Raw genomic sequence first — 26039 nt, 5'->3', positions numbered from 1 at the left:
ACTCTATTTATTTACCAAATAATTCATCATAATGCTCTAATTTATAACTTAGCATTTGCTTCGCTTCATTTAATGAATCAATTTGATGATCAATATTGTAGATTTGATCTCGAATGATTTTTTTTCGTTTACCTAATGTTGCGGGACCCTGTTTAAATAGTGCTAGATAATTTTGCAGGGCGGCAATAGACATCCCGTTATTCCGCATGCAAGTAACGAATTTTAATTGTTCCAAATTATCATCATCGTAATTACGGTAACCACTGGCGTCCTTTTTAACGTTCGTTAACAAACCAATCCGTTCCCAGTAGCGAAGGGTCTGGGTGGTAATTGAGAATCGCTTTGCGACTTCGGTAATCCGCATTAGATGCTTTGCCCTGTTGGCCGGACGATAATTTCATTTACATCAACGGTTTGTGGCTGGCTCATCATGAAGATTGCAGCGTTAGCCACGTCTTCTGGGCTCAATGCCATATTTTTGTCTTCAGCCATCTTTCTTAAACCAGCTTCGATATCCTTGTTACCAACACTATCAAAGAGGTTCGTATTAACCGCTCCTGGTGACACAATTCCAGTCTTAATGCCATTACCATGTTCTTCTTGACGGAGCCCTTCCATGATTGCCCGAACGGCAAACTTAGTTCCATTATAAGTAGCTGAACCAGGGTATAAAACATGCCCTGCAACTGAGTCGGTTGCCATAATCAATCCATACCCCTGCTTGTGCATGTATGGAAGACTAGCCTTAATTCCATTTAAAACCCCGATGATATTAGTATCCACCATTTGTTGCCAAGAATTTGGATCACTGTCAGCAATCGTATCTTGAGGCATAATTCCAGCATTATTATAGATGATATCTAATTTTCCAAATTCATCCACCGCTGTTTTAACCAGTGCTTCAACTTGGGCTAGTTTGTAAACATCGGTAACCTTAGTAACCACGTTTTCTGGATGACTAGTGGATTGTTTCAAAGCGGAGAGTTTTTCGTTATTCCGTGCACCAATCACTACTTTAGCGCCTTGTTCAACCGCTAACTTAGTCGTAGCAGCACCCATTCCAGAGCTTGCCCCCGTAATTACAATTACCTTATCTTTTAATGTCATATTAGTATGGCCTCCTTAACTATTTGGTAATAGCATAAACCTTATAGTTAACTATAGCGCAAATAAAAAGAACCATTAAATTGATTTAGCCATTAAAATATCCCGTTGTCGATCTGAGCCAACGATAAAATCGTGGTCGCCAAATGGTTTAAATCCTTTGTGGTCGTAAAAGCCCTTGGCAGCTTCGTTATGTTCCCAGACGCCTAACCAGATTTTATGCTTGTGGTGTTGCTTAGCTTCTGCAACTGCCTTATCAAGTAATTGGCCCCCAAGCCCCTGGTGTTTGTAGTTAGCATCGATATAAATCCGCTCGATTTCTAGAGCCTCTGGCCCCATGTCTTCGGTTTGGGCGCTATCCATATTTAATTTAAGGTATCCAGCAATGCTCTGGTCGACCCTAATAAAGTAAAAAAATGAATTTGGATCTTGAATTTCACGCGTTAATTTATCGATATTATAAGCTGCTTCAAGATACCTAGCCATATCCTTAGGTGTATTATCCGCACCAAATGTATCAGCAAAGGTATTCCGACTAACCGTTTGTAATTGTCGAACATCATTTACCGTGCATTGTTCGATTAAAGCCTCGATATTAAACATCTCCAATCTATTATATTATTATATCAAATTTTGTTACTAAAATAACCACTCTAAATTTGGTGTGAGCTTTTTAATTGTAGATTTGATTACGGTTGTGTTAATATACTTAACAAATACAAAAAGTAAGTACACGATGGATTTGTTTTAAAGGGGGCTATTAAGCAATGAAAGTTAAAGCATCTGTTAAAAAACGGGATGAAAATAGTCAAGTGGTTCATAGAAAGGGCCACGTATACATTATTAATAAGAAGAACCCTAAGCTAAAACAACGGCAAGGTTAGGGATTAAACGACTGCTAGATCAATAAGATTTAGCAGCCATTCTTTTGGAAAGAGAAAGGAAGCTTAGAATGAAAAAATACGATGTTATCTTTATTGGGAGTGGCCATGCTACTTGGCACGGTGCTGTTAAACTAGCCAAAGCTGGTAAATCGGTTGCGCTTGTTGAAGGGGACAAAATTTTTGGAACCTGTACCAACTACGGATGTAACGCCAAGATCCTATTAGACGGTCCTGCAGACGTTATCCACCAAGCAAATGCATACCAAAACACTGGATTAACAGGCGAATTAAAGATCGATTGGCCTAGTTTAATGCAATACAAACACAAAATTTTGGATTCAGATCCCGACCACAAGGCGATTAGAGAAGCATTTCCTAAGATGGGAATTGATATCCTAAATGGCTGGGGCCAAATTAGTGACCCCCACCACGTTAAAGTTGGCGACGATGAATTTGAAGCTGACTACATCGTCATTGGGGCTGGACTTCGCCCCGCTAAATTAGATATTCCAGGAAAGGAATTCCTTCATGATAGCCGTGACTTCCTCGATATTCCTGAAATGCCAAAGCGGATTACGTTTATTGGAGCTGGGGTAATTTCATACGAATTTGCCGACCTTGCCCGGGCTGCTGGGGCAGAAGTAACCATCGTTCATCGATCGGACAAACCGCTCAAGGCCTTCTATTCTAAGTACGTACAAAAGCTAACTAAGCAACTTAAAAGCCACAGGATTAACTTTGAATTCAACCAAAACGTTGAATCCGTAACTAAAGCTGAAGATGGCCTCGTAGTCAAAACCGATGCAGGGAAGGAAATCTCAACAGACTACGTGCTTGATGCAACCGGTCGAATTGCTAATTACGAACAACTGGGCCTAGCTGAACTAGGTATCAAGGCCGACTCTGCCGGAATTGAGGTTGATGACCACCTAAGAACTAGCGTTGAAAATATTTTTGCTAGTGGAGACGTAATTAAGAAGTCAATTCCAAAGCTCACCCCTACCGCAGCATACGAATCTAACTACATTGCTAAGCAAATCATTGGCGAATCTAGCGAAGCAATCAATTACCCGCCAATTGCCGAAGTTCTATTTTCACTACCACGGCTTTCTCAAGTGGGGGTTAAGGTTGAAGACGCTAAGGATGACGACCGTTACCAAGTTAAGACCATCCCATACGGCATGCTTGTTTTTGAAACTAAGAACGAGCCAAGGGCCGAAGCTACGGTTGTTTTAAACCAAGCAAACGAAATCGTGGGCGCCACAATTTTAGGAAACCAAGCCGTTCAATTGGCGAACCTATTGGCAGTCATGATTAGCAAACACATGAAACCAGAAGATGTGGATGAAGAAATGATTATGGCATTCCCAGACGAAAGTTTTGGGCTATTCCAGTTATTAAGTGGTGGCTTACCAGGATAGTCATTATTGGTAATCAAAAAGCACTTTCCAATTGATTTTTGGAAAGTGCTTTTGTGTTGTTAAACGAATTATTCATAATAATCAGATGCTGCTGTATGGGAACCAGTTAATGTTTGAATCATCAATTGGCCGTTATCATTTTCCATCTTACCATGCCAATCAAACACTTGGATGTGATCCCGTTCCCCGTTAGTATGTGAGAAATCATACTTAACTTGGAAGTTTACATCGTTGCCACGAGTCGTGAGATTTTGAACATTCATCGTTACAGAGCTAATACTATCACTACCGTTCTGGCCTTTCACCCAGCTTGCTAATTGTTGGTAACCAGAATTTCCAGTTCCTCCGACAAAGTTACTAGCAATATCACTAGCATCGCCATCACCTGAAATATCATCAGCTGCAGAGCTAAACACCCCACTTAAAACATCATTGGCATCGTTAGCTGAAATCGTGGTATTAGAGGCACTACTTTGTGAATTGGATGCCGAGCTAACGCTGGCTGCAGAACTACTACTTGCAGAAGATGTACTAGCGGAGCTGGAACTAGAACTACTCTTAGCTGACTGTTGATTTCCTGGGGTTAAGACCAACTTGTAAGCAGCAAAGCCACCCACAGCTAGTAGTAACACGATAATCGCAACCAATGAAATCACTAGTTTGTTTGCCTTCTTTTTCGGTTGGGTACGCATTTGGCTCTGGTCATTAACATTGCTATTTGCACCAGCATCGTTGCGTTCAGCGCTATCATAAATATGATTTGGCTGTGGTTGATCAGCTACGTCTTTAAATTGGTAACCACAATTTGGACAAAATTCAGTATTATCAGTAACTTTGGTGCCACAATTTGGACAAAATTTCATTTGTAATTCCCCCTCTTATTCAAATAAAGTTAAAATGCAATTCCAACTGATATAATCATAATTAGCAATGTTTCAACAAACAATCCAATTAACACTGCATAAATCCGGTCTAATCCATTTCTTTCATTGGTAGAGAAAATGGAGAATAGGAATGCGATTAAGTAACCTAATGAAACAATTGATAATAAGATTGATGAGAAAATTACAAACACGCTTAACGTAAAGAAAATTAATGCTAACAGTTCAATTAACAAGACGTAATTGGAATAGGATGCGAATTGATTAATGAAGTTCCATAAGGAAATTCGATCCTTATAAAACGCCTTTCGAATTGCAAATGGAATTAAAACCGTTATTAATAGTGCTAACACTATGTAGACAAATAAGTGAATAAAAACTGATGATACAATATTCCCATACTCAGAACTGCCGGTAATTGTTGATAGTGATGAAGTCGCATCCAGTCCGCTAGTTGCTCCACCCAAGATTCCACCGGCCATCCTAAGTCCAAGTGCAACGAATGCACGGAACCCTTGGATAATATTCAAGGCAATCAATACCAATGAAATAATCAACGATGTAAGTCCAAAAAATTTATGGGAACTATCATTCAACGCAGTTGGGTGTTTTAAAGTATCCTTAAACCATTGAAAGTAGTTCTTCGAGAAACGCTTTGCCTCTTTGGTTTTCTCATCCCAATGCTGATTTGATTGCTGACGGGATTGAGATTGTGATTGCTTGTTTTCAGGATTACTCACCACTGAGTCATTGCTTGGGTCAATAAATTTATACCCACAATATGTACAAAATTTTGAATTATTTTCAACTTGTCTTCCACAATTTGGACACGTTTTCATTATTTAAAATTCCTCCAAAAAAATTAATATATTCTAATTTTAGTTGACAATTTAATTTTATTCAACATTTAATTAATAAATCAATTTTCCTTCTCAGATTTTAGCAGGAAAGCATAATATAGTTAGGGACATAACTTGTGTACAAACTATTTTATGATATTATAAGAATTGAAATAGAAGGGGAATCATCCCCCGATTGTTATTAAAAACAAAAACAGAAGCGCTCTTGGTAACGCTCCTTTTTTGTAGCAAGTTATCGATTTAAGGAGGAATTGCAATGCAAAATCCGCAATATGACTACGATGTAATGTTCATTGGGGCCGGCCATGCTTCAGATGGGGCTTCCCTACTGGTTAAAAACGGCTACAAGGTCGCTAAGATCGAAGCCGAACGCGTGGGTGGCACATGTGCAAACTGGGCTTGTAACGCCAAAGTTGTCTTAGATGGGGCCGTTGAATTAGCCCGGACGCAAGAACGGTTAGCCAAAATTGCTCAGGGTAATTTAAAGCTTAGCTGGGACGCTAATATGGAACACAAGCATCAGGTAATCAGACCACTTGATAAGAACATGGAAAAGCGGTTCGTTAACGCTGGAATTGACGTTATTCGTGGTTGGGCAACATTAGTTGATGCCCACACTGTTGATATCGATGGCAAGAAATACACTTCAGATAAGTTCGTTATCGCAACCGGGTTACACCCTAATAAGTTGAACGTTCCTGGCGTTGAACTAACCCATGATAGCAAGGATTTCTTGGACTTAGAACCGCTTCCAAAACACATGACTATCGTCGGTTCAGGATACATCAGTATGGAATTTGCTACGATTGCAAATGCATTTGGTAGCAATGTCACCGTCATGATGCATGGCGACCGGGCACTGCGTAAGTTCCACCAGCCATACGTTGAAAAGGTAATGGCTGATTTAACTGACCGGGGCGTTCGGTTCATTAAGAACGCTAACGTAAGTGGATTTACCAAGGATGGCGACCAGTTATTCGTTGAATATGGTGATGGCCAAAAGCTAGCAACTGATTGGATCTTAGATGCAACCGGTCGGAACCCTAACTTAACTGGCTACGGACTGGACGAATTGGGAATCGATTATAGTGACCGGGGCGTTACCGTTAATGGTAAGCTGCAAACCAACGTTGCCAACATCTTTGCTGCTGGGGACGTTGCCAATACCGATCAACCCAAACTAACCCCAACCGCAACCCACCATTCTAACTACATTGCCCACGTCATCATGGGTGACACTAACGCAGATATGAAGCCATACGTGGTGCCAACGGTAACGTTCACATCCCCACGAATCGCTGAAGCCGGGGTTTCAATTGAGGAAGCTAAGGCTAACCCTGACAAGTACCAACTAGTCGAAAGTGACGTTACAGGGGCCTGGTTCCGCCAAATCACTCAGGATCAAATCGCTGATCAAGCGTTGATTTTTGACCACGATGACCACCTTGTTGGTGCGACCGAAGTTAGTGAAGAAGCCGAAGATTTCATTAATGGGGTTCTTCCTGCCATCGCACTGAAATTAAACCGGGAACAACGGGAACAACTAGCACCCCTATTCCCATCAATTATGCATGAGGGTTGGAAAAACTTAATTTAATGAAAATAGAGGGTTGCTTTAATTAATTCTTAATGATATATTAATAATAATTTAAAACGAACGGAGGAAATATTGCTATGTCATTTAAATTCGCCAAAACTGAATGTTTGATGTGTTCAATTTTAGTCGACATTGACGGTAGCAATGTTTCTAAAATCTTTTTGTGCTAGTTTTGTGGATTAGTTGAACACAGTTTTGAATTAGGACAATTGAGAATATTTAGAAGGGTTCCGTTGGATGTCGCATTGCGATATTCAATGGGCCCTTTTTTGTTTGTTAAAATTAATTTATTGATATTGGAGTGAGAGATTTATGGAAACCCGTTTCAAGCAAGTTAGTAAGTTAGGATTAACCGCAGTCGCTGCAGCTTTGGTGCTTGCAGGCTGTGGAAGCACTAAAAACTCATCAGATGCAACTTCAAAGAAGACCCTCAACTGGATGAGTCCGGCATCAATTACCACTTTGGACCCATCCAAAGCAGTTGATCAAACTAGTGATCAAACGTTATACAACAGTAACCAAGGGTTATTAGTGCTTGCCGGTGAAAATAAAGTCGCCCCTGGAATTGCAAAGAGCTACTCCGTTTCAAAGGACGGCAAGACGTATACGTTTAACCTCCGCCATTCTAAATGGAGTGATGGCAAGCAATTGACCGCCCAGGACTTTGTTTATGGAATTCAAAGAAGTGCCAATCCTAAAACTGCTTCTCAAATGGGGTATTACCTTGGCAACATTACTGGATACGACCAGATTCAAAATCAAAAGGCCGCATTGAGTACCCTAGGGGTTAAGGCTGAAGGAAAGTACAAGCTGGTCTTCCACCTGGTAAAACCACAGACCTACTTTAAGACATTGGTAACCCTCCCGATTTTCTACGCCCAGAGTGAAGCTGCCGTTAAGAAATATGGCAATAGTTACGGGACCACCAGCCAAAAGATTGTGTCAAACGGACCATTTACGGTTACTAAGTGGACCGGAAGTAACGACAAGTGGACACTAAAGAAGAATCCATACTACTGGAACGCCAGCGCCACTAAGTTGAACAACATCAATTATCACGTGGTGAAGGATCCCCAAACCGGTTTGAATCAATACCAAACTGGTAAGTTAGACGAACTACAACTCTCCGGTAAACAACAGGTTAAAAACTTCAAGAATAGCAAACAACTAGTTACCCGGCCTACACTTTCAATGAACTACCTCTCAATCAACCAGGCAAAGGCTCCTGCATTTAAGAACTGGAAGCTTAGACGCGCCCTCTCGCTTGCAATTAACCGAAACCAACTGGTTAACGACCTTCTAGGTGATGGATCGCTAGTTGCTAAGGGATTCGTCCAAGAAAACCTTGCTTCCCGAAATGGAAAGGACTTCGCAGATGCATCCTACGTGCCCGCAGCCGCAAGCTACAACCTCAAGCAGGCTAAGCAACTCTGGAACGAAGGGTTAAGAGAACAGGGCCTCAAAACGGTTAGCGTTTCAATCATGAACAGTGATGATGACGCTAGCAAACAACTAAATGAGTTCCTCCAAAGTCAGCTTGAAAAGCTCCCCGGTTTGAAGGTAACCAATGAACTCCTTCCCCACACTACCGCATCTGGCCGCTCACTTAAGTCCCAATACCAGATCAGCGTCTCTGGTTGGAACCCATCAATTACCGATCCGGTTTCACCATTACAAACTAAGGTCTCCACTAATCCGATTAACACGTCCAAGTGGTCAAATAAGCAATACGATGAACTGGTTAACCGTTCTAAGGATCAAGATGCAAATAATCCTGCTAAGCGCTGGGACGACCTCGTGAATGCTGAAAAGATTATCATGCAAGACCAAGGGGTAATCCCACTCTACCAAAAGAGTATGCCTGAAGTTATCAAATCCAACGTTAAGGGAATTAAATACTTCCCGAACGGACCAATTTGGGATTTCGCAAATGCATATGTAAAATAACCGCCCCGTTCAAAACGCCGCTAATTTAACATTAGTGGTGTTTTTTATTTGTCTGCAATCATGTATAATTAGTACCAATTAATTTGCTGTAATTTTAATTACACAACCAGCGTTGCTTCCGAACACGGCTGGCTAAAAACAACAAGGAGATTTTTATATGCAAACACTTGGAATCACCTCATTTTGGAATGGCGTTCGCCGCCTTCCGAATGATTTAAAGGTCATTTTTGACCCCCAGCGAATTATTAACGAGTTGGTATCGCTCCGCCCGTTTACCCTAATCTTATTAGTGTTGATGACCATTACTAACATGATTGTCTTCATCTTTGCTAAGGATTTTTCATGGCTCGGGTGGGTTGGGTTAGCAACCACCATCTCAACGGTTATCAACCTCATCCTAGTTGATCAGGGTCGCATCACCAATTACTTTTGGGGATTAATTAGCGTCACCGTCTGGCTCATCATTGCCGCTGTGAACCATCTAATTGGCGACATTGCCGCCCAGTTATTTTATTGGATCATGCAATTTGTCGGGTTATCAGTTTGGAACGCTGAAATAAATCACCAATCAGACAATCAGGAATTAACTGCTCGTAAAATGACATTCGTCCAGGGAGTCTGCTGGGCAATTGTATGTATCGTTAGCTACCTGATTGTCCTCCACTTTAGCAAGGCCCTAAACGGGACCCAAATTTATTTGGACGCCGCCCTCCTTCCACTAGGAATTGTGGGGCAGATTCTAATGACGTATGGGTACAGCTCCCAGTGGGTGGCATGGATCATTTTAAACGTCATCAGCTTAGTCATCTGGTTTAATCAATTCCAGGCCCTTAGCCCCGCATCCACCACCATGCTAGCCCTCCAGATAATGAAGCTTATCAACTCCATTTATGGTTACTGGCTCTGGCGGCATAACGAATAATCAAGTTTCAACAGCAAATTAATTAACTTTAATCAAACTAAAATAGCCACCAGATTAAGTTCTGGTGGCTTTATTGTTAATTTTTAAACTTATTAAAGTTATCGGTAATAAATTGAGCGGACTTAGCTAATTTATCGTGCTCATCAGCGGTTAAATCGATTGGCACGTCTTCAATGATTCCATGCCGACCAACAATTACTGGGTATGACATGTAGTTATTGAAATCAGGACGATAGTTTGAAACCACCACTTCGGTATTTCCGTCGTTTAAAACGATGGTGGCTAACCTAGTTGCGGCAGCAGCAATTGCGTAGTTTGTGTAGTTCTTCCCGAAGAATACTTTATCCCCATCAATGATTGATTTTTTAGAAAGGGCCTCTAAATCCAAGTGCCCATCTTGATTTAATTCCGCCATTGAATGTCCCCGGACAGATACCGTTGACCAAGCTGTGAACTGTGAATTACCGTGTTCACCAAGGTTAAATCCATTTACTGAACGGGGATCAACATTAAATTCCGCCCCCACAATGGTTTTCATCCGGGCAGAGTCAAGCATCGTTCCAGTTCCAAAGACCCGTTTTTTATCAAAGCCAGTAAACTGTTGATAAGCTTGGGTGATAACGTCACAGGGGTTGGTAATCACAATTAGTACTCCTGAATAGTTAATCTGCTTTAAATTGGCACTGACCTGCTTAACCTGTTTAATATTAAACGCCAGCTCACCAAACCGATCACCATCTTCCTCAACCCCAATGTTCCCCAATGCAGAAATAACAATATCCGCATCGCTTAGTGCTTGATAATCATTCATAATAATGTTGGTTTTAGTGGCTAGGTTTGGCATTGCCTGAAGGTAATCCAACCCGTCCGCTTGTAATTTCTTCTCATTTGTATCAATCAACACTAGATCATCAACCAATCCAGAAACGATAATCTGGTGGGCAACGGTTGATCCAACGTGTCCTAATCCAATAATTCCAATTTTTCTAGCCATGAAGTCAGCTCCTTAACGTCTAATTGGATTCATTATAGAACAAACTAGCTACTTATGGTAAGGAGAACCCGCATTAATCATAAAAGCCCGGTAAATTTGCTCTGTTAAAACCAACCGCATTAACTGGTGGGGCAACGTGAACCGGCCAAATGAAATCTGGGTATCTGCCCGTTTTAGAACTGCAGCGGAGAGGCCTAATGAACCCCCAATTACAAACGTAATGTCAGAATGCCCGTAAGTGGTTAGCTGGTCAATTTCCTTTGCAAATTCCTCAGAGGAACGTTCCTTCCCTAAGATTGCCAATGCGTATACATATTCTCGATCACTGATTTTCCCCAAGATTCGAGAACCTTCCTTTTCAATCACTTCATCCATTTGCGCCTGACTTAAAGATTCAGGAGCCTGTTCGTCTGGTACTTCAACGATTTTAAACTTACAAAACCTAGAAAGGCGCTTCGCATATTCTTCAATCCCAGCCTTAAAGTACTTCTCCTTTAGTTTGCCAACAACGACTAATTTAACGTTCATTTTTTATACATCCCCTTCTAGTTATCCACAGAAATTTATCAACCTGTGGATAACTTGTGGATAACTCTGCCTGTATTTAGTATGTCTCCTATCCACAATCCCTATATATTGATTGTGGATAAGTGATAATGTTTTAATAGCTCAATTATGAATAAACACTGATAAATCAACGTGAAACCTAGTTGTTTCACATTTTATCCCTTGATAATTCACAAGTTAATTATTTTAATTCTTTGTAACCACTAGCATATTTTACCATTTTAGAAAAATTTTTTCACAAACAATTGGGGTTAATCACTAGAATGAATATTTAAGCGCAAAAAAAGAACCAATCATTCTGATTGGTTCTGATAAAGCTTTAGTTTAATTATTTTTCATCATTAGTTAGTACGGCTGGTGAAAAGAGATGTTCAATTTCATCAACTGGGAGGAGGTTTTCTTCAATTGCGATGTTTTTAACTGACCGGTTCTCAGCAAGCCCCTTTTTAATCAGGTTGGTGGTGTTTTCATACCCAATCTTAGGACTTAGAACCGTAGCTGTAACGGCTGAATTATCGACATCACTCGCACATTGTTCAACGTTAACCTTAAGTCCTTTCAAACAGTTATCAACCAGTGTCTTGATTGCTCCAGTTAGGTGTTCCTCACCGGTTAAAATACTCTTGAACATAATTGGTTCGAAAGCATTTAACTCCAATTGACCAGCTTCAGCAGCCATGGTAACGGTCGTATCAAACCCTGCTACTTCGAACGCAACCTGGTTAACTACTTCTGGAATAACCGGGTTAATTTTATCAGGCATGATTGAGGAACCAGCCTGACGCTTTGGTAAGGCAAGTTCATTTAATCCAGCCTTAGGACCGCTTCCCAAAAGACGAAGGTCATTACTTACCTTGGAAAGATCCAAAGCCAATGTCTTTAACACTCCGGAGAAGGTAATAAAGTGGTCACTATTTTGAATTGCATCGATTAAGTCAGTGTCAGTACTTAATTGCAAGCCTGAAACAACGTTCAACGCATCAACGACGTGCTCTTGGTAATACTTAGTAGTATTAACTCCAGTTCCAATGGCGGTTCCACCAAGACTAACGGTAGTTAGCTCATTCATAGCTGCCTTAATTCGTTTAAAGTCCCGGGTAAATAGTGTTGCATAAGCATGGAAGCTCTTCCCATATGTAGTAGGAACGGCATCCTGCAACTGAGTCCGACCAACCTTAATGGTGTCACTGTATTCTTCGCTTAGCTTAGTAAACTGGTCAATTAGGCGTTTTACCTGATCACAAAGTGGCGGTAATAATTTTAACATTGCCATCTTCCCAGCTGTAGGATAGGTATCGTTAGTAGATTGACTCTGGTTAACGTCATCATTTGGGTGAACCTTAACCTCTGGATGCAGACGCATTGCAACATTTGCAATTACTTCATTCGTGTTCATGTTTGTAGATGTTCCGGCACCACCCTGAATGGATGGAACGATAAATGCAGATTGATCACCATCATGTAATAACTTATCACATGCATCGACAATTGCGGCTGCTTTTGCCTGATCCAAAGTTCCAGCATTGGCATTCATTTGAGCAGCTGCTTTCTTGATTTCAATGTAGCTTTCAATTAGTAATGGGTCCGTCTTTTCCTTTGTTATCGGGAAGTTTCCCACTGCCCGTAGTGCATGAATTCCATATAAAGCATCGTCAGGTACTTCCATTTTGCCAACACAATCTTTTTCAATCCGCATCTAAATGCATCTCCTTAATTCACCTTATGTTATAAAACGTTACATTAAGTATACATTCCTAAAAATATTTGTCAATATGAATGCTCACATTTATGTTAAAATATTGGTATCAATATTTTAACTATCGAGGGAACTACTGTGAAAAAAACGATTAGATTGACTAGTATTTTAATTATGTTTTTACTTATCATTACTAGCCTAGCCGGTTGCGGTAAAAAATTAACCCGCGTCAAAATGGGCATTATTGATACGGACGTTAAAATATGGCAGCCAACGGTTCAAAAACTAAGGCGCCAGGGGATTGATTTGGAGCTTACCCAGTTCAATTCATACGGACAGCCAAACAACTCCCTGTTTCATAATGAAATCAATATTAATGCATTTCAAACTACCGCCTTTTTAAAGGCCTGGAACCGTGAAAATAAAGGAAACCTGGTCTCAATTGGGAAAACATACGCAGCTCCAATGCGAATCTATTCTAATTCAATTCACCGGCTTAGCCAGCTTAAAAGCGGTGATACCATTGCCCTACCAAATGATGATGCCAATAAGGCCCGAGCACTACGCTTACTTCAGTCAGCTGGCGTACTCAAATTAAACCACGCGAATGTTCCACAGGTAAGCGACGTCACTAAAAATCGGCATAAATTCCGTTTCTTCACAGTTGATGCAGCCCAAACGGTTCGTGATATGAGTGATTCCACCATTGCGGTCGTTAATAATAACTTTGCTATGGAAGCTGGGCTAAGTCCTAAAAAGGCCCTCTATTCAGAAAATCCTGCTAAGTTAACTGATGCCGATGTAAACGTAATTGTAGTTAATAAGCAGGATCGGCATCAAAAAATATACCGTAAAATTGTGCGCGCGTTCAGAAGTACTGCTAACAAGAAATACATTCAAAAGAAATCAGTCGGTTCTAATATTCCAAAGTGGTAAAAAATAACCATTCCTAGAAAAATAGGAATGGTTATTTTGATTTAACTATTTATTAAGCAATTGGGTCAACGGTGCCGTGATCATCTACATGATCACCGTGGACATGTTGGAGGCGTGCATTAACAATGTAATCTACATGGTCACCATGAATTACCTTTTGGTGGCCGCAATTATCATTATGAATTTCAGAATCAATTACAACTGATTCTTGGTCTGGGTTGTTACTATCTACTGCAATTTCACATTCATCAAAATGGTCACCATCACGATGATGTAAGTGCCCATTACTTTCAACAAAGTCTACATGCCCGTTGTGTAATAACTTTGTATGACCACACTTCATTGAATGTACGTGTTCGCCGTTTGTTTCCGCAACTTTATGTTCCATCAATATCTCCTCCTTGAATATAACAGTTCATAATTAACATATAAACATATGTTTATATGTTAATTATATTATATGTACTAATTATCTAAAAGTCAATGTAAATAAAAAATGGTTCGATAACCAATTAGTTATCGAACCACTTCTTTCCTTACTATTATAAATGATATTTTTTATTTTGCAGAACTACTACTACTGCTACTATTCTCGTTCATCTTCAATTGAGAAGACTGTTCAGTTAGCTTAACATTAGTAGTCTTCTTTTCACCATCACGGTAATAGGTAAGTGAAACCGTATCACCTAGCTTGTAAGTGTAAAGAATATTTCTAATTTGATCCTGGTTGGTAATCTTCTTACCACCTAATTCGGTAATTACATCGTACTTCTTAAGTCCAGCATTAGCAGCTGGGGAATTAGAATTGACGGTCATAATTGCTGCACCGGAAGTAACGCTATCTGGTAACTTCAAGACTGACTTCCGATCAGCACTAGAAACGTTTGAAATATCAACGTATTCAATTCCTAGTGCGGGCCGAACAATTTTACCACTCTTAATCAACTGGTTAATGATCTTAATCACTTCGTTACTTGGAATGGCAAAACCAATTCCTTCAACGCTGGTTCCAGAGGTATCAGAGGATAACTTCATTGAATTAATCCCGATAACTTGTCCCGCGAGGTTAATTAGCGGTCCACCAGAATTTCCAGGGTTAATTGCAGCATCAGTTTGAATAACAGAAGCATAGTTTCCAGTTGACTGACCACTTTCAGTTGTTAATGGGACCTGTCTGTTTTTCGCAGAAATAATCCCTTGGGTCAGTGAAGATGCATACGTTGTCCCAAGTGGTGACCCAATTGCAAGGGCGGTTTCCCCCACTTTAACATTGTCAGAATCGCCAAAGGAAGCAACTTGAGTTACCTTACTGGAACTAATTTTAATCACTGCTAAGTCGGTCACTGAGTCTCGACCAACAATCTTAGCCTGCATTTTTTGACCGTTACTTAAAATAACCTGCAGGGCTGATGAACCAGCAACCACGTGATTATTAGTAACAATATAGGCAGTGTTACCACTAGTCTTATAGATTACTCCAGATCCCTCACTACTAGTCTGTAAACTGGACTTAGATGAGCCTGAAGAACCACCAAATAACGATGCAAAAGAGTCACTAGATGAGCTAACTTTTTGCAAATTAATTACTGAAACTACTGAATTTTTAACCGTTTTGAAAGCCGTTTCAGCTTGGGTTTGGACGTTCACTTTTAGGTTGCTATTTTTAGTGGTCCCGCCTGAATTGGAACCAACTGGGGCAGCCACTTCACTGCTAAGGGGGTTATAGTCTTGAAAATATGAGATTCCACCATAGGCGATCCCACCACCAACTAACCCCGTTACTAATGAAGTAAGCCCAACTTTGAATAGTAATGATTTAGATTTCATAGTCAGCGCGTTAGTATAACGCTTCCTCCCTTGTTTTTATGAATATCATACCTAATTTTTAATTGAAAATGACGCTTTTTTAACGGATTTTTACCATCTTATAATTTTATTAACTTTGTAGGTTCACAAATATCCGTATCATACAAATTAAAATCAACATCAACGTTTAGTCCTCGATCAGTTAAAATTTCGGAAACTGTTTGATGGGCAACTAACTTAGTATTATTGTGATGGCTACGGTGTGTAAGAAAAACTGCCTTTGTATCATCACCGATCACATTGGCTAATACCTCTGCTTCATCTTCATTAGACATATGTCCAGTATCACATAAAATCCGCTGCTTTAACGGCCATGGATACGGACCGTTCATTAACATTTCAACATCATAGTTACACTCTAAAGCGAACGCAGTTGAATCTGCAATGTAATGTTGAATTGATTCTGAAATATATCCCGTATCAGTAATTAAGACGAATTGCTTAGCTCCCTGTTTAAATACATAGCATTGTTCCAGCGCTGCATCGTGAGAAACTCCGAAACTTTGAACTGTTATGTCACCAAACGCTTGAATCGTCCCAACTGGAAAGACTACCTGTTGATTAGCTGGAATGACCCCGAGTGAGTCCGGAAGTGAATCCCAAGTCTCCTGATTGGCAAATACTTTAATTTTCGGGCAGCGTCTTGCTAAAACACCGACCCCCTGGGTGTGATCGGAATGTTCATGTGAAATAAATAACATGTCAATATCATCAATCGACCGCCCAATTTTTTTCAATAGCTTTCTAATTTTAATTCCACTTAATCCAGCATCAAGTAAAATTTGGTGCTGGTCAGTTTGGATATATGCAACATTTCCAGAACTTCCACTAGAAAGAATGGAAACCTGAAGTGAATCTAAATCTGTATTCAATTTAATCACGCGTTCCTAATTAATTTCTACATATTCTCAACCGCACTCTTGGAATTTTCATCATCAATAATTGAGCCACTAAATGCATTAATACACTTAATTTGAACACTAGATGAATTGGATGTTTTATATGCAACCACCCAAGTTGGAATGAAGATATAGTTTCGCTTTACCGAAATATATTTAGTATATGATAAACTAGTCCATTCAATTTTAGAGTTATTTGGGATTTCATTGTATTGGTAGAGTGCACTTAACGCTTGTTCCTCAGAAATGGTTTGTGCTTTTTCACGCAACGAAGTTAGGTTATTTAAATAGGTCTGGGTATAACTTTCCAGTCGCTTATCTCCATTATTATCACTAATGCTGAATCGAATCTCACCATAGCTGGAGTAAACCTGTGATCCATAGGCTTTTTGGGAATAAACAATTGTAGAGCTAGTGGATAACTGACTATTATATTGGTATTGATCTCCGTTAATCACAAACGAATCGCTCTGAATTAATTGATTTAACTTTTCTTCCGGATGGGATGAGTACATTGCAATTGGACGCTTAAAAGTACTTTGTAGCGTATACCCTGAAAAGTGGGTGGTTTGATTTTCCAACTGCCCCACCGATTGTCTAATTAGATTATCACGAGCCCCAGAAAGGTAGTAACCAGTCCCATGGTTCTTAGTTGGCGTTTTAAGCGTAATTTGATCATTCCGCATCTCCTTAATGATGTTGGAATCACCAGAACCATCAGTTTGTGACTGTGGATTAATATTTTGGTTCATAATGGAAAATAACATGATATCAATAATCACAAAGGTAATTAGAAAAATAATCTGAATTCTTTTAAAGTTCATTTTCTACCCCCACTATCGATTAGCCAAAATATCATTGTAATTAAGCCATGTGTTTCCATAACGAATGTACCAAGTTGGAATTAAATTCACTAAAACATCGGTCTTAGAGCTTCCCTGCCAGCTATACCCTAGCTCAATTCCATTAATCTTATTCGTTTTATACCCCATTAACTTTAGACTCTTTAAAACGTCTTCAGTACTTGGTAACTTAACATCGGGGACCCCACTAGGAACTGGAATTTGAAGGCTCGCCAATGAGAATTGGTATCGCAAGGAAGAATGGTCAACAACCTGCATTTTAATAAAACCGGAATTAATGTTGTTAAAAATCGGGAATCCTTCAACGTAGCCACGATAAATCGTAGTTTGATCATCTTGGTTATACCCAAAGAACTTAACATTATCCAGCGAAATCCCTGAGTTAAGTAGGGCACTATAGTTATTGTATAGTAATTGATTCAAGTCACTTGGAATTGACTTAGGCCGTTCATCGACATACTTAACATCATTATTGTTATAGAAGGTTAGTTGCTTAGAGTCCTGGTCATTATAAACGGTCCCATTACTCCGGTGTTTAATATTGAAGTTTTGCGATTCTCCCATTAATCGAATCACATAGTAATTTTGTTGTTGAACGTTCACTAAATAAGCATACTGTGGCATTGCCTGATCCTTTTTAAAGTAGATCAACGGACGATTGTTAAATAACTTAGTGGAAACGTTAATCCGCTTCATCTTAGTATCCAAGAAATCATTTAAGCTCTCAAGATTATGCCGCTTTACAGAAACCGTATAGATTTTGTAATCATCATCCCCCAGTAGATAGATGTGCTGTGAATCATCCAGTGGAATCACAATCCGATTCACATTATGGTTAGGAAACTTACTGAAGCGCTTGTTCATAAATTCATTTAAAATCGGCATTGAAACCGCACTAGAGTAATTCAGCACGTAAGAATCAGGCCGCTGAATCATTTTCAGGTACTTATTCTTTGAACCCTCACTGGTTGATTGTAACTTGACGTTTTGGAAGTTTTGAATATCTTCCTTAATTTCACCAATTAAGTTAATCGACTGGTTAACCAGTAGGTGTTGCGACCCACTTTTATCATTATGCATCAATTGAGTTGGCGAATACACATCATAAATAGGCTTATTATTTAGCTGGTTCTTAATATTAGTCCCTGCACTACTGGAAGCATTGTTTTTATAATGCGATGGATTTAGCCACAATGATCCAGATAGCACAATACTAATCACGACTGCAGAAGTTAATAGTGTAGGTAGTAAGTACCTTCCTAAACGGTTAATTCTCATCCCATAAATCCTCCTCCATTGGTTCATAAGGGAGCGAAATAAAGAACGTCGAACCCTTACCATCCTCACTTTGAACCCAAATTCGGCCGCCCTGCGCTTCAATCACTTCCCGTGAAATGGAAAGCCCTAATCCAGTTCCACCTTGCGCTCTAGAACGGGCTTTATCCACCCGATAGAAACGGTCAAAAATATGGTCAACCGCATTTTTAGGGATTCCTAACCCCTGATCAGCAATACTTAAAATAACTTGATTGTGGGTTTCATAGAGTGAACATGTGATTTCACCACCATCTGGTGAATACTTCATCGCATTATTCATAATATTATCAATTACCTGGGTAAATCGATCCGCATCAATCTCTACCCAAAGGGTTTGCTGGGTAAATTTACGAATGATTTTATAGTTCTTGCTAACGTCAATCCCCCGTTCGGTCTTATTACCATTCTTAATGATCATGTCGAATTGGTTCAAAATGTAATTAAATAGTTCGTTTAGGTTAATCATTTCCTTATTGATCTTTTGGGTTCCAGAATCCATCCGTGAAAGTGTAAGCAGGTCGTTAATCATCCTAATCATCCGATCGGTTTCATCTTGCGCCACCTTTAAAAATTGTGGGGCAATTTCCTTATCCTGCCATGCACCATCCTGAAGTGCCTCAATGTATGAATGAACGCTGGTTAACGGGGTTCTTAGTTCGTGTGAAACATTAGAAACGAATTGTTTCCGATCCTTATCGATTTTTTGTTGTTCGGTAACGTCACGCAGAACACAAACCAATCCACTAATGAACCCAGATTCCCTTTGGATGGAGGTAAAATGGGCATGCAAAATTAAATCACGCCCCTCTTGGGTGTAATCAAGCGTTACTTCTTCTGGTTGTTCTAGCAGTTGTCTTAGTGAGTATTGATCCTGAATCCCCAAAATATCAAGAATTGAATGCCCGATAATGTGTTCTTCCGCAATATCTAAAAACTTGGCAGCTTCATAATTGGCAATAATAATGTTTCCGCGGCGATCAGTAGCTAGCACCCCATCGGTCATGTTTGACAGCACTGAATCAAGCCGGCGCCGTTCTGATTCGGTTGTTTCTTGCGATTCTTCAACTTTTACGGAAAGGTTATTAACCGCCATTGCTAGTTGACCCAATTCATCTTTTCCATAAACCTGAACTTGCCCGGAGTAGTCCCCCCGTGCAATTTGGAGGGTCTGCTTCTTCATTTCGTCAATTGGCCGTGTAATCGCCCGTGAAATCACAATTGACATTAAAATCCCAAGGAGGACCGCAATCGCAGCAGCTGCCAAATAGATGATCGTAATATTATTAATTGTCGTATAAACCGGATTTAGACTCGCCCGAATGTAAATTGCTCCTACTACATCCCCATTTTGGCTTCTTAATAGTGGGGTAATTTTAATAAAGTACTTATTACTATCAGGCTGAATCGTCTTTGTAACCGTCTTATTATTATGAATTGCATCTTTAATTCCAGAATCAACTGATTTTTGACCGACAATTGATTGATTATTAACCTGGTTAGTTCCCCTGATAATCCCCTTACTATCAACGACTTGAACCTGATCATCATTACTATTATCAACATCAGAAAGGAGTGAACGAATCACAGAGTCAGCCTTCTTAGTATTAGTCTTAGAGAGCTGATTAGTTAACGAATTATTAACATAGGTCGGCAATTGGAGTTGGTTTTCAAACGTTTGCACATTTTTCTTTTCTAGTTGGGTAACAAAAACCCCACCCACAATTTCCAGTGTTACTAACAGCATTAAAACGAACACCAATGCCATTTTAAAATCAATTGATTGAAAGAACTTGAATCGCTTATTCAAAACAGGAATACCCCTTTAACAGCTAGTCTCCCTACTCGTTTTCAGAATTTCTAAGGTAGTAACCAACACCACGCCGGGTTACTAACCATACGGGATGACTAGGATTATCTTCAATTTTTTCACGTAAACGTCTTACCGTTACGTCAACGGTGCGGACATCACCAAAGTAGTCATATCCCCACACCGTCTGTAATAAATGTTCCCGGGTCATAACTTGCCCGATGTGTTGTGCTAAATAGTGTAATAATTCAAACTCACGGTGGGTTAATTCAATGCTTTCGCCCCGCTTGGTAACCGAGTAAGCTTGCGGATGAATAACAAGATCCCCAATCTTGATGTCTTGATTATCATCATCTGAAGAACTATCATTTGCAGTTTGCCGGCGAAGATTAGCTTTAACCCGGGCGACCAATTCCCGATTGGAAAACGGCTTAGTAACGTAATCATCAGCCCCTAGTTCGAGGCCTAACACCTTATCTAGTTCAGAATCTTTTGCAGTTACCATGATGATTGGGGTGTCATGATTCTTCCTAACTTGCCGGGCCACCTCTAGTCCATCAACCTTAGGTAGCATTAAGTCCAAGATGATTAAATCTGGATTTTCTTCGTCTACCTTTTCGAGTGCTTCTTCACCATCATAAGCTACTGAAACATCGTAGCCTTCCTTCACCAAGTTAAACTTCTCGATATCAGTAATTGGCTTTTCGTCATCTACTACAAGTATTTTTTTCATATTTAATTTACCTCTTAAAAACGATTTCTAGTTGGATTAATTTCTCTTTATATTAATTGTTTCTTGTTTGCGATTTCTTTTAGGTTAGAACAGCTAATCTTAGATTAGCTTCAAGATAAATTATATCACGGACATACCCTTTGTTCATGGTATTCAAATTGAATTAAAGAACTTTTTTAAACTTTTTTTGAAAAAAGGGTTGCCAACACCTTGAGTAAATGATATTATATAAATCGTTGATATTTAAGAGATATCAAAAAGCAAGTCTTATGGGCAGTTAGCTCAGCTGGCAGAGCAACGGACTCTTAATCCGTGGGTCCAGGGTTCGATCCCCTGACTGCCCATCATTTAAAAAACAGCTTACAATTTTATAATTGTGAGCTGTTTTTTTATTGTGCACACTTTCTATTATCTAAATCATAGCAGCATTATTTCAAGAATGCACGAAAAATTAAAAAATAGTGAATGATTAAAATTAGTAATTATCTTAGTCACTCACTTAGTCATTAATTTTATAAATATAATAAATACTATCGTGGGGGGGGAGTGGGATGTAAGGTTACTCAATTAATTTTGGGTGGCCTTTTTATTTTGCCTAAATCAAGAAGTGTTATAGGAAGTCCACTACCAATTATGGTAGCAAACTGGTTTTTGGATTATGATTAGGTAGCTACATAATCTTTTATTGGAAGTGTTTTATAATGAAAAAAATTATATTGTGTTTACTAGCTGTTGCTAGTCTATCAGTTACAACACCAGTTATTTCTCATGCTTCATCAATTAACGGCTATTGGCACAACAGTGATTTAAAAGTTTATATTAGTGGTAATCACGCTACTGCTAATGGCTATTACGCTAAAATTAAAAAGACTGGATATAATAAATGGGTAAGCATATATAATAAGAAAAATCCTGGATAATCTTTTGGCCTTCATAAATTTGGGAACGTATTAAAGTTCCGTTCAGGACTAGATAAAGAAACACTATATAAATAACTTAAATTCAAAAAGCCCCCTAATTTAAAAAATCAGGGGGCTTTTTGGTATGAGTAAAGATAAAAATATAATGACTAACATTGGTAGATAAACAATATGAAATAAATCATTTTATAGTAAATGATCCAACTTCATCCGTTTAGCCAAGTAAATTCCAGTCTGACTATCATTAGCCCTTGCAATATCAGCAGGAGTCCCAGTAGCAACCACCTTTCCACCAAGGTTACCGCCCTTAGGACCCAAATCAATTACATAATCAGCATTCATAATTACGTCTAAGTCGTGTTCAATTACCGCAAGCGTTGCACCCTTATCGATTAACTGTTGAAAAACCTGGTTCAAAACTTCAACATCCTTAGGGTGAAGTCCGACCGATGGCTCATCGAAAACGAAGAGTGTATCATCCTGCTTACGTCCCATCTGGGAAACCAATTTAAGTCGTTGGGCTTCACCACCAGACAGAATTGGCGTACTTTCACCTAAAATTAAGTATCCTAAGCCCATTTGATCAAGTGCTTCTAAGGTGTTTAAAATTTTAGGTTCGGCTTTGAATACCTGCTCGGCTTCAACAACTGACAACCCTAAGATATCAGCAATACTGTATTCATGCCACTTTACAGCCAACGTATCTGGAGCGTAACGCTTCCCGTGGCAAACTGGACAAGTCATCGTCATATCTGGAAGATACTGGACATCAAGTGAAATCGTCCCAGTTCCCTGACAGTTAGGACAAGCCCCATCCTTAACATTGTAAGAGAAATGCCCCTCATTCCAGTGGTGCCGTTTAGCCAACGGAGTGCTGGCAAATAATTTTCGAACTGAATCCCAAATCCCACAGTATGTCGCCACTGTAGACCGGACGTTTTTACCGATGGGGACTGAATCAATTTCAATTACCCGACTTAACCCGGCGCTGTTAAATTGATCAATGTAGTCCGGAAGCGGTTGATCATTAGCTTGCCGTTGCATTGCGGTTACTAGTCCACCCATTACCAATGTCGACTTCCCAGCACCAGAGTAACCAGAAAAGACGGTTAACCGGTTCTTTGGAATCTTAACTCCAACATCGCTTAGGTTATGCCGCTTGGTAATGTGGAGGTCGATTTGCCCATGTTTAAAAATCTCATTTTCGGGCGCTTGGGGCCGTTCAATAATTTTCCCCTGGCCCTTTAAAAATGGCGCAATGATTGAATTGGGTTTTTGCTTAACTTCAGCTGGTGTTCCATAATCAATCACCTGCCCACCAAGGCGTCCTGCCTTGGGACCAATTTCAATGATGTAATCGGCGGCCGCAATAATATCAATATTATGGTCAACGACAACAAGCGAATTTCCCTGACTCACCAATTGATGCAAGATATTAATCAATCCGGCTACGTTAGCTGCATGTAGCCCGACTGATGGTTCATCCAGTACGTATAAAACTCCGGTAGTTTGACTTCGTAACGTTCGCCCTAGTTGAATTCGTTGTAACTCACCAGTTGACAGTGTATTCCCCGCTCTAGACAAGGTTAGGTAATCCAACCCCAGATCGTAAAGCGGTTTGATGGAACCCTTAAATTCGTTGATTAAGCTGGTTGCTAGTTCGTGCATATCATTAGGAAGTGCCTTGGCGAGCTGATCCATAAACGGAATTAAATCCAGCAACGACATGTCACTTACTTCCGCAATGTTTTTCCCCATTAGTTTGGTCTTGTAGACATCCGGATCAAATCGGGCCCCATGACAACGGGGACAGGTGCCAAACTCATAAAAGCGGTTTAAACGCTTAATTGAACGCGGATTTTTAGTCGTCTTCATGCTATCTTCAACCGCAGCAAATGCATTTTCATACTTAGCGTTTAAATTAAATACCCGTCCGGTTCGTGATGGCATGCTAATTTGATATTTATTGGCAGGGCCGTTAAAAACCAAGTCCTTTTCATGATCAGTTAAATCCTTAAAGGGAATGTCAATACGAATGCCGACTTCACGGGCAACGCTAGGCATAAAGTTTCTTCCTGGTAAATGCCATGAAGCCACCGCCCCCTGTTCAATGGTTTCATTTTCATCTTCAATCAGCGCAGACTTCAAAATTTGGCGGACCTTTCCAGTTCCCTGGCACTCCTTACATGCCCCCTCTGCGTTGAAGGCGAACGACTCCGCACTAGGGGCCGCAAATTTCACCCCACAGGTAGGACACTTGATTTTACCCATCTCATGGCCCTGAACATCCATCGCCTGAGCAACCTTAATTGTTGGTGGAACTGTGTGGCCATTTGGACAGGTATAGGAACCCAGACGGGAAAACATCAGCCGCAAAACATTCAATCCCTCTGACATTGTACCGACCGTGGAACGATTTCCCGGCACGGTTGGCCGTTGGCGGAGCGCAATTGCTGATGGTAGGTATTCAATTTTAGTAACGTTAGGATGGGCATCTTGACCAATTCGCCGGCGTGTATATGTAGAAAGGGCATTCAAATAACGCCTAGCTCCCTCTGCATACAGGGTCCCCATCGCAAGTGAGGATTTGCCTGAGCCAGACACCCCGGTAATTGCGACAAAGGCGTTCAGTGGAACTGATACATCAATGTTTTTTAAGTTGTTGACCTTGGCACCATAAACCTTAATATCGTCAGGAATGGTTTCCTTATGTTGAATTGACATTGTTAATCGACCTTCTTTATTTTTATCGTAACACATTGAATGAAAAAGCAGTCAAAAAAGGTTAACCAAATATCAGCAATAATCAACCGATTATTTAGAATTGATTTAAATTGGAATTAAAATGGAATAGTCTATTAATCAAGGGGGTGCAAAAATGGAAATCAAAATCAACATATCGAAGCAATTTAAGATCCCATTCATATCAATTAATTCTGCCGAACAAACCAGTGAAATTAATTCCGTATATGAAAATATTCAAATTATTAATAATTCATGGCAACTAAGGGGAGCATTATCTGATAAGCTAAAAACAATTTATTTATATCAGATTATTAGTTTTCACACTGAAGGATCAAAAGTTGTCTGCGAAACTTGGCATGATACTTACCAGGTTCAATTTAGAATCTATGAACTAGCCAATAAACTTCCAGCAAATTTATTCATTCAAATTTCTAGTTCAGAGATTGTGGCAATCAGTTGTATAAACAACCTTGAATTAACTAAGTCTGGAAGCTATAAGGTTTACTTGAAAAATAAAAGAATTACCTATACTTCTAGAAGGTACGTTAAAAAAATAAGGGAGCATCTTTTAAACAATGAAATTAATTAAACTAATTTTCAATGGATGTGTGATTGGCATTTCGATCGGCTTTATCATCGCACTATTCTTTTCATTAGTAGCTGGAAGTTCACAATTCGAACCATCCGCACCAGTTTTCACAAGCAAGTTTACATCAAATGTCAGTGCAACCATGGTTTCACTATTTCTCTGGGTATTAATGGGGTTAATATTTCAATTCTCATCATTAATATTCAAAGCTGAAAGATGGAGCATTACCAAGCAAAGTATTATTCATTTCTTGATTACCTATTCATCATTAACCGCTTTAGGAACGATTGCTGGTTGGTTCCAATTCATCCCGCTTATCTCATATACAATTACATTTATAATTATCTACTTAGTAATTTGGATAATCTCAATGAAAGTTGCTAAGCAACGTGTTGATCAAATTAACCATTTAATTAAATAAAGCAATCACGGTTATGAATTTAATATTTCATAACCGTGAATTTTTATTTACAAAATTATAACATTCCTAA

Annotated in this window: 25 protein-coding genes and 1 tRNA gene; 10 read left to right on the top strand and 16 right to left on the bottom strand. The window is 39.6% G+C overall.

What is annotated here, in order from left to right; translation table 11 throughout:
• Positions 1 to 7: 7 nt before the first annotated feature.
• From HZL42_RS01375 to HZL42_RS01365, 3 genes are all read right to left on the bottom strand, one after another.
• Positions 8 to 364 carry a MerR family transcriptional regulator gene (locus HZL42_RS01375; RefSeq protein WP_219053930.1) on the bottom strand — a complete coding sequence of 119 codons (357 nt, stop codon included), beginning with the start codon at positions 362 to 364 and terminating at the stop codon, positions 8 to 10.
• Positions 364 to 1107, bottom strand: coding sequence for an SDR family oxidoreductase (locus HZL42_RS01370; RefSeq protein ID WP_219053929.1), 744 nt, complete (start codon positions 1105 to 1107; stop codon positions 364 to 366). Before HZL42_RS01370 ends, HZL42_RS01375 begins: the two co-directional genes overlap by 1 nt.
• A gap of 75 nt (positions 1108 to 1182) precedes the next feature.
• Complete coding sequence (locus HZL42_RS01365) at positions 1183 to 1707, bottom strand: GNAT family N-acetyltransferase (RefSeq protein ID WP_219053928.1); 525 nt, start codon at positions 1705 to 1707, stop codon at positions 1183 to 1185.
• Between the two features lie 164 nt (positions 1708 to 1871).
• Here HZL42_RS01365 and rpmJ point away from each other — a divergent pair, with 164 nt between their 5' ends.
• Together rpmJ and HZL42_RS01355 are read left to right on the top strand one after the other, a co-directional pair.
• Positions 1872 to 1988: a 50S ribosomal protein L36 gene (gene rpmJ, locus HZL42_RS01360; protein ID WP_219053927.1), complete on the top strand. Its 117-nt coding sequence runs from the start codon at positions 1872 to 1874 to the stop codon at positions 1986 to 1988.
• Between the two features lie 68 nt (positions 1989 to 2056).
• A complete protein-coding gene (locus tag HZL42_RS01355; RefSeq protein ID WP_219053926.1) occupies positions 2057 to 3409 on the top strand; it encodes an NAD(P)/FAD-dependent oxidoreductase in 1353 nt (450 codons plus the stop codon).
• Between the two features lie 68 nt (positions 3410 to 3477).
• Here the strand turns inward: HZL42_RS01355 and HZL42_RS01350 are convergent, their stop codons facing one another.
• Together HZL42_RS01350 and HZL42_RS01345 are read right to left on the bottom strand one after the other, a co-directional pair.
• Positions 3478 to 4272 carry a zinc-ribbon domain-containing protein gene (locus HZL42_RS01350; RefSeq protein WP_219053925.1) on the bottom strand — a complete coding sequence of 265 codons (795 nt, stop codon included), beginning with the start codon at positions 4270 to 4272 and terminating at the stop codon, positions 3478 to 3480.
• A gap of 29 nt (positions 4273 to 4301) precedes the next feature.
• Positions 4302 to 5129: a zinc ribbon domain-containing protein gene (locus HZL42_RS01345; protein WP_219053924.1), complete on the bottom strand. Its 828-nt coding sequence runs from the start codon at positions 5127 to 5129 to the stop codon at positions 4302 to 4304.
• A gap of 277 nt (positions 5130 to 5406) precedes the next feature.
• Here HZL42_RS01345 and HZL42_RS01340 point away from each other — a divergent pair, with 277 nt between their 5' ends.
• The 3 genes from HZL42_RS01340 (at position 5407) to pnuC (ending at position 9616) form a co-directional block, all read left to right on the top strand.
• Positions 5407 to 6747, top strand: coding sequence for an NAD(P)/FAD-dependent oxidoreductase (locus HZL42_RS01340; protein WP_219053923.1), 1341 nt, complete (start codon positions 5407 to 5409; stop codon positions 6745 to 6747).
• Positions 6748 to 7059: 312 nt separating this feature from the next.
• Positions 7060 to 8694: a peptide ABC transporter substrate-binding protein gene (locus tag HZL42_RS01335; protein WP_219053922.1), complete on the top strand. Its 1635-nt coding sequence runs from the start codon at positions 7060 to 7062 to the stop codon at positions 8692 to 8694.
• Positions 8695 to 8851: 157 nt separating this feature from the next.
• The gene (gene pnuC, locus HZL42_RS01330; protein WP_219053921.1) at positions 8852 to 9616 is read left to right on the top strand and encodes a nicotinamide riboside transporter PnuC; all 765 of its coding nucleotides are present in this window, start codon (positions 8852 to 8854) and stop codon (positions 9614 to 9616) included.
• Positions 9617 to 9692: 76 nt separating this feature from the next.
• Here the strand turns inward: pnuC and HZL42_RS01325 are convergent, their stop codons facing one another.
• The 3 genes from HZL42_RS01325 to HZL42_RS01315 all read right to left on the bottom strand — a co-directional run bounded on the left by HZL42_RS01325 (position 9693) and on the right by HZL42_RS01315 (position 12873).
• Positions 9693 to 10610 (bottom strand): NAD(P)-binding domain-containing protein, encoded by a 918-nt coding sequence (locus HZL42_RS01325; RefSeq protein ID WP_219053920.1) that lies wholly within the window; start codon positions 10608 to 10610, stop codon positions 9693 to 9695.
• 48 nt (positions 10611 to 10658) lie between these two features.
• Complete coding sequence (gene rlmH / locus HZL42_RS01320; protein ID WP_219053919.1) at positions 10659 to 11138, bottom strand: 23S rRNA (pseudouridine(1915)-N(3))-methyltransferase RlmH; 480 nt, start codon at positions 11136 to 11138, stop codon at positions 10659 to 10661.
• Between the two features lie 367 nt (positions 11139 to 11505).
• A complete protein-coding gene (locus tag HZL42_RS01315; RefSeq protein ID WP_219053918.1) occupies positions 11506 to 12873 on the bottom strand; it encodes an aspartate ammonia-lyase in 1368 nt (455 codons plus the stop codon).
• Positions 12874 to 13047: 174 nt separating this feature from the next.
• Here HZL42_RS01315 and HZL42_RS01310 point away from each other — a divergent pair, with 174 nt between their 5' ends.
• Positions 13048 to 13809 carry a MetQ/NlpA family ABC transporter substrate-binding protein gene (locus tag HZL42_RS01310; protein ID WP_219053917.1) on the top strand — a complete coding sequence of 254 codons (762 nt, stop codon included), beginning with the start codon at positions 13048 to 13050 and terminating at the stop codon, positions 13807 to 13809.
• 52 nt (positions 13810 to 13861) lie between these two features.
• Here the strand turns inward: HZL42_RS01310 and HZL42_RS01305 are convergent, their stop codons facing one another.
• From HZL42_RS01305 to yycF, 7 genes are all read right to left on the bottom strand, one after another.
• On the bottom strand, positions 13862 to 14197 hold the full coding sequence (locus HZL42_RS01305) for a hypothetical protein (RefSeq protein WP_219053916.1): 336 nt from the start codon (positions 14195 to 14197) through the stop codon (positions 13862 to 13864).
• A 170-nt stretch (positions 14198 to 14367) separates the two neighbouring features.
• Positions 14368 to 15636, bottom strand: coding sequence for a S1C family serine protease (locus tag HZL42_RS01300; protein WP_219053915.1), 1269 nt, complete (start codon positions 15634 to 15636; stop codon positions 14368 to 14370).
• Positions 15637 to 15734: 98 nt separating this feature from the next.
• Entirely contained in the window at positions 15735 to 16547 is an 813-nt protein-coding gene (locus HZL42_RS01295) for an MBL fold metallo-hydrolase (protein WP_255552519.1), read from the bottom strand.
• A gap of 26 nt (positions 16548 to 16573) precedes the next feature.
• A complete protein-coding gene (locus HZL42_RS01290) occupies positions 16574 to 17398 on the bottom strand; it encodes a two-component system regulatory protein YycI (RefSeq protein ID WP_219053913.1) in 825 nt (274 codons plus the stop codon).
• A gap of 12 nt (positions 17399 to 17410) precedes the next feature.
• Positions 17411 to 18715, bottom strand: a complete 1305-nt coding sequence (locus HZL42_RS01285; RefSeq protein ID WP_219053912.1) for a YycH family regulatory protein — start codon at positions 18713 to 18715, stop codon at positions 17411 to 17413.
• Positions 18705 to 20561 (bottom strand): cell wall metabolism sensor histidine kinase WalK, encoded by a 1857-nt coding sequence (gene walK / locus HZL42_RS01280; RefSeq protein ID WP_219053911.1) that lies wholly within the window; start codon positions 20559 to 20561, stop codon positions 18705 to 18707. The genes HZL42_RS01285 and walK overlap by 11 nt, the downstream gene beginning before the upstream one ends.
• A 31-nt stretch (positions 20562 to 20592) precedes the next feature.
• Positions 20593 to 21294: a response regulator YycF gene (gene yycF, locus HZL42_RS01275; RefSeq protein WP_219053910.1), complete on the bottom strand. Its 702-nt coding sequence runs from the start codon at positions 21292 to 21294 to the stop codon at positions 20593 to 20595.
• Between the two features lie 271 nt (positions 21295 to 21565).
• On the opposite strand from yycF, the gene HZL42_RS01270 reads away from it, so the two are divergent.
• Positions 21566 to 21638: transfer RNA gene (locus HZL42_RS01270), tRNA-Lys, on the top strand.
• Positions 21639 to 21995: 357 nt separating this feature from the next.
• Entirely contained in the window at positions 21996 to 22214 is a 219-nt protein-coding gene (locus HZL42_RS01265) for a hypothetical protein (RefSeq protein ID WP_219053909.1), read from the top strand.
• Between the two features lie 186 nt (positions 22215 to 22400).
• On the opposite strand, the gene HZL42_RS01260 is transcribed toward HZL42_RS01265, so the two are convergent.
• Positions 22401 to 24938, bottom strand: a complete 2538-nt coding sequence (locus HZL42_RS01260; RefSeq protein ID WP_219053908.1) for an excinuclease ABC subunit UvrA — start codon at positions 24936 to 24938, stop codon at positions 22401 to 22403.
• Between the two features lie 154 nt (positions 24939 to 25092).
• Between HZL42_RS01260 and HZL42_RS01255 the strand changes: the two genes are divergently transcribed.
• The gene (locus tag HZL42_RS01255) at positions 25093 to 25548 is read left to right on the top strand and encodes a LytTR family DNA-binding domain-containing protein (RefSeq protein ID WP_219053907.1); all 456 of its coding nucleotides are present in this window, start codon (positions 25093 to 25095) and stop codon (positions 25546 to 25548) included.
• Positions 25535 to 25969, top strand: coding sequence for a DUF3021 domain-containing protein (locus tag HZL42_RS01250; protein ID WP_219053906.1), 435 nt, complete (start codon positions 25535 to 25537; stop codon positions 25967 to 25969). Before HZL42_RS01255 ends, HZL42_RS01250 begins: the two co-directional genes overlap by 14 nt.
• Positions 25970 to 26039 lie beyond the last annotated feature (70 nt).

The organism is Lactobacillus sp. Sy-1, assembly GCF_019303535.1.
Lineage (GTDB): Bacteria > Bacillota > Bacilli > Lactobacillales > Lactobacillaceae > Nicoliella.
Note: the sequence above shows the minus strand (reverse complement) of the source record. Positions and strands in the feature narration are given on the sequence as shown.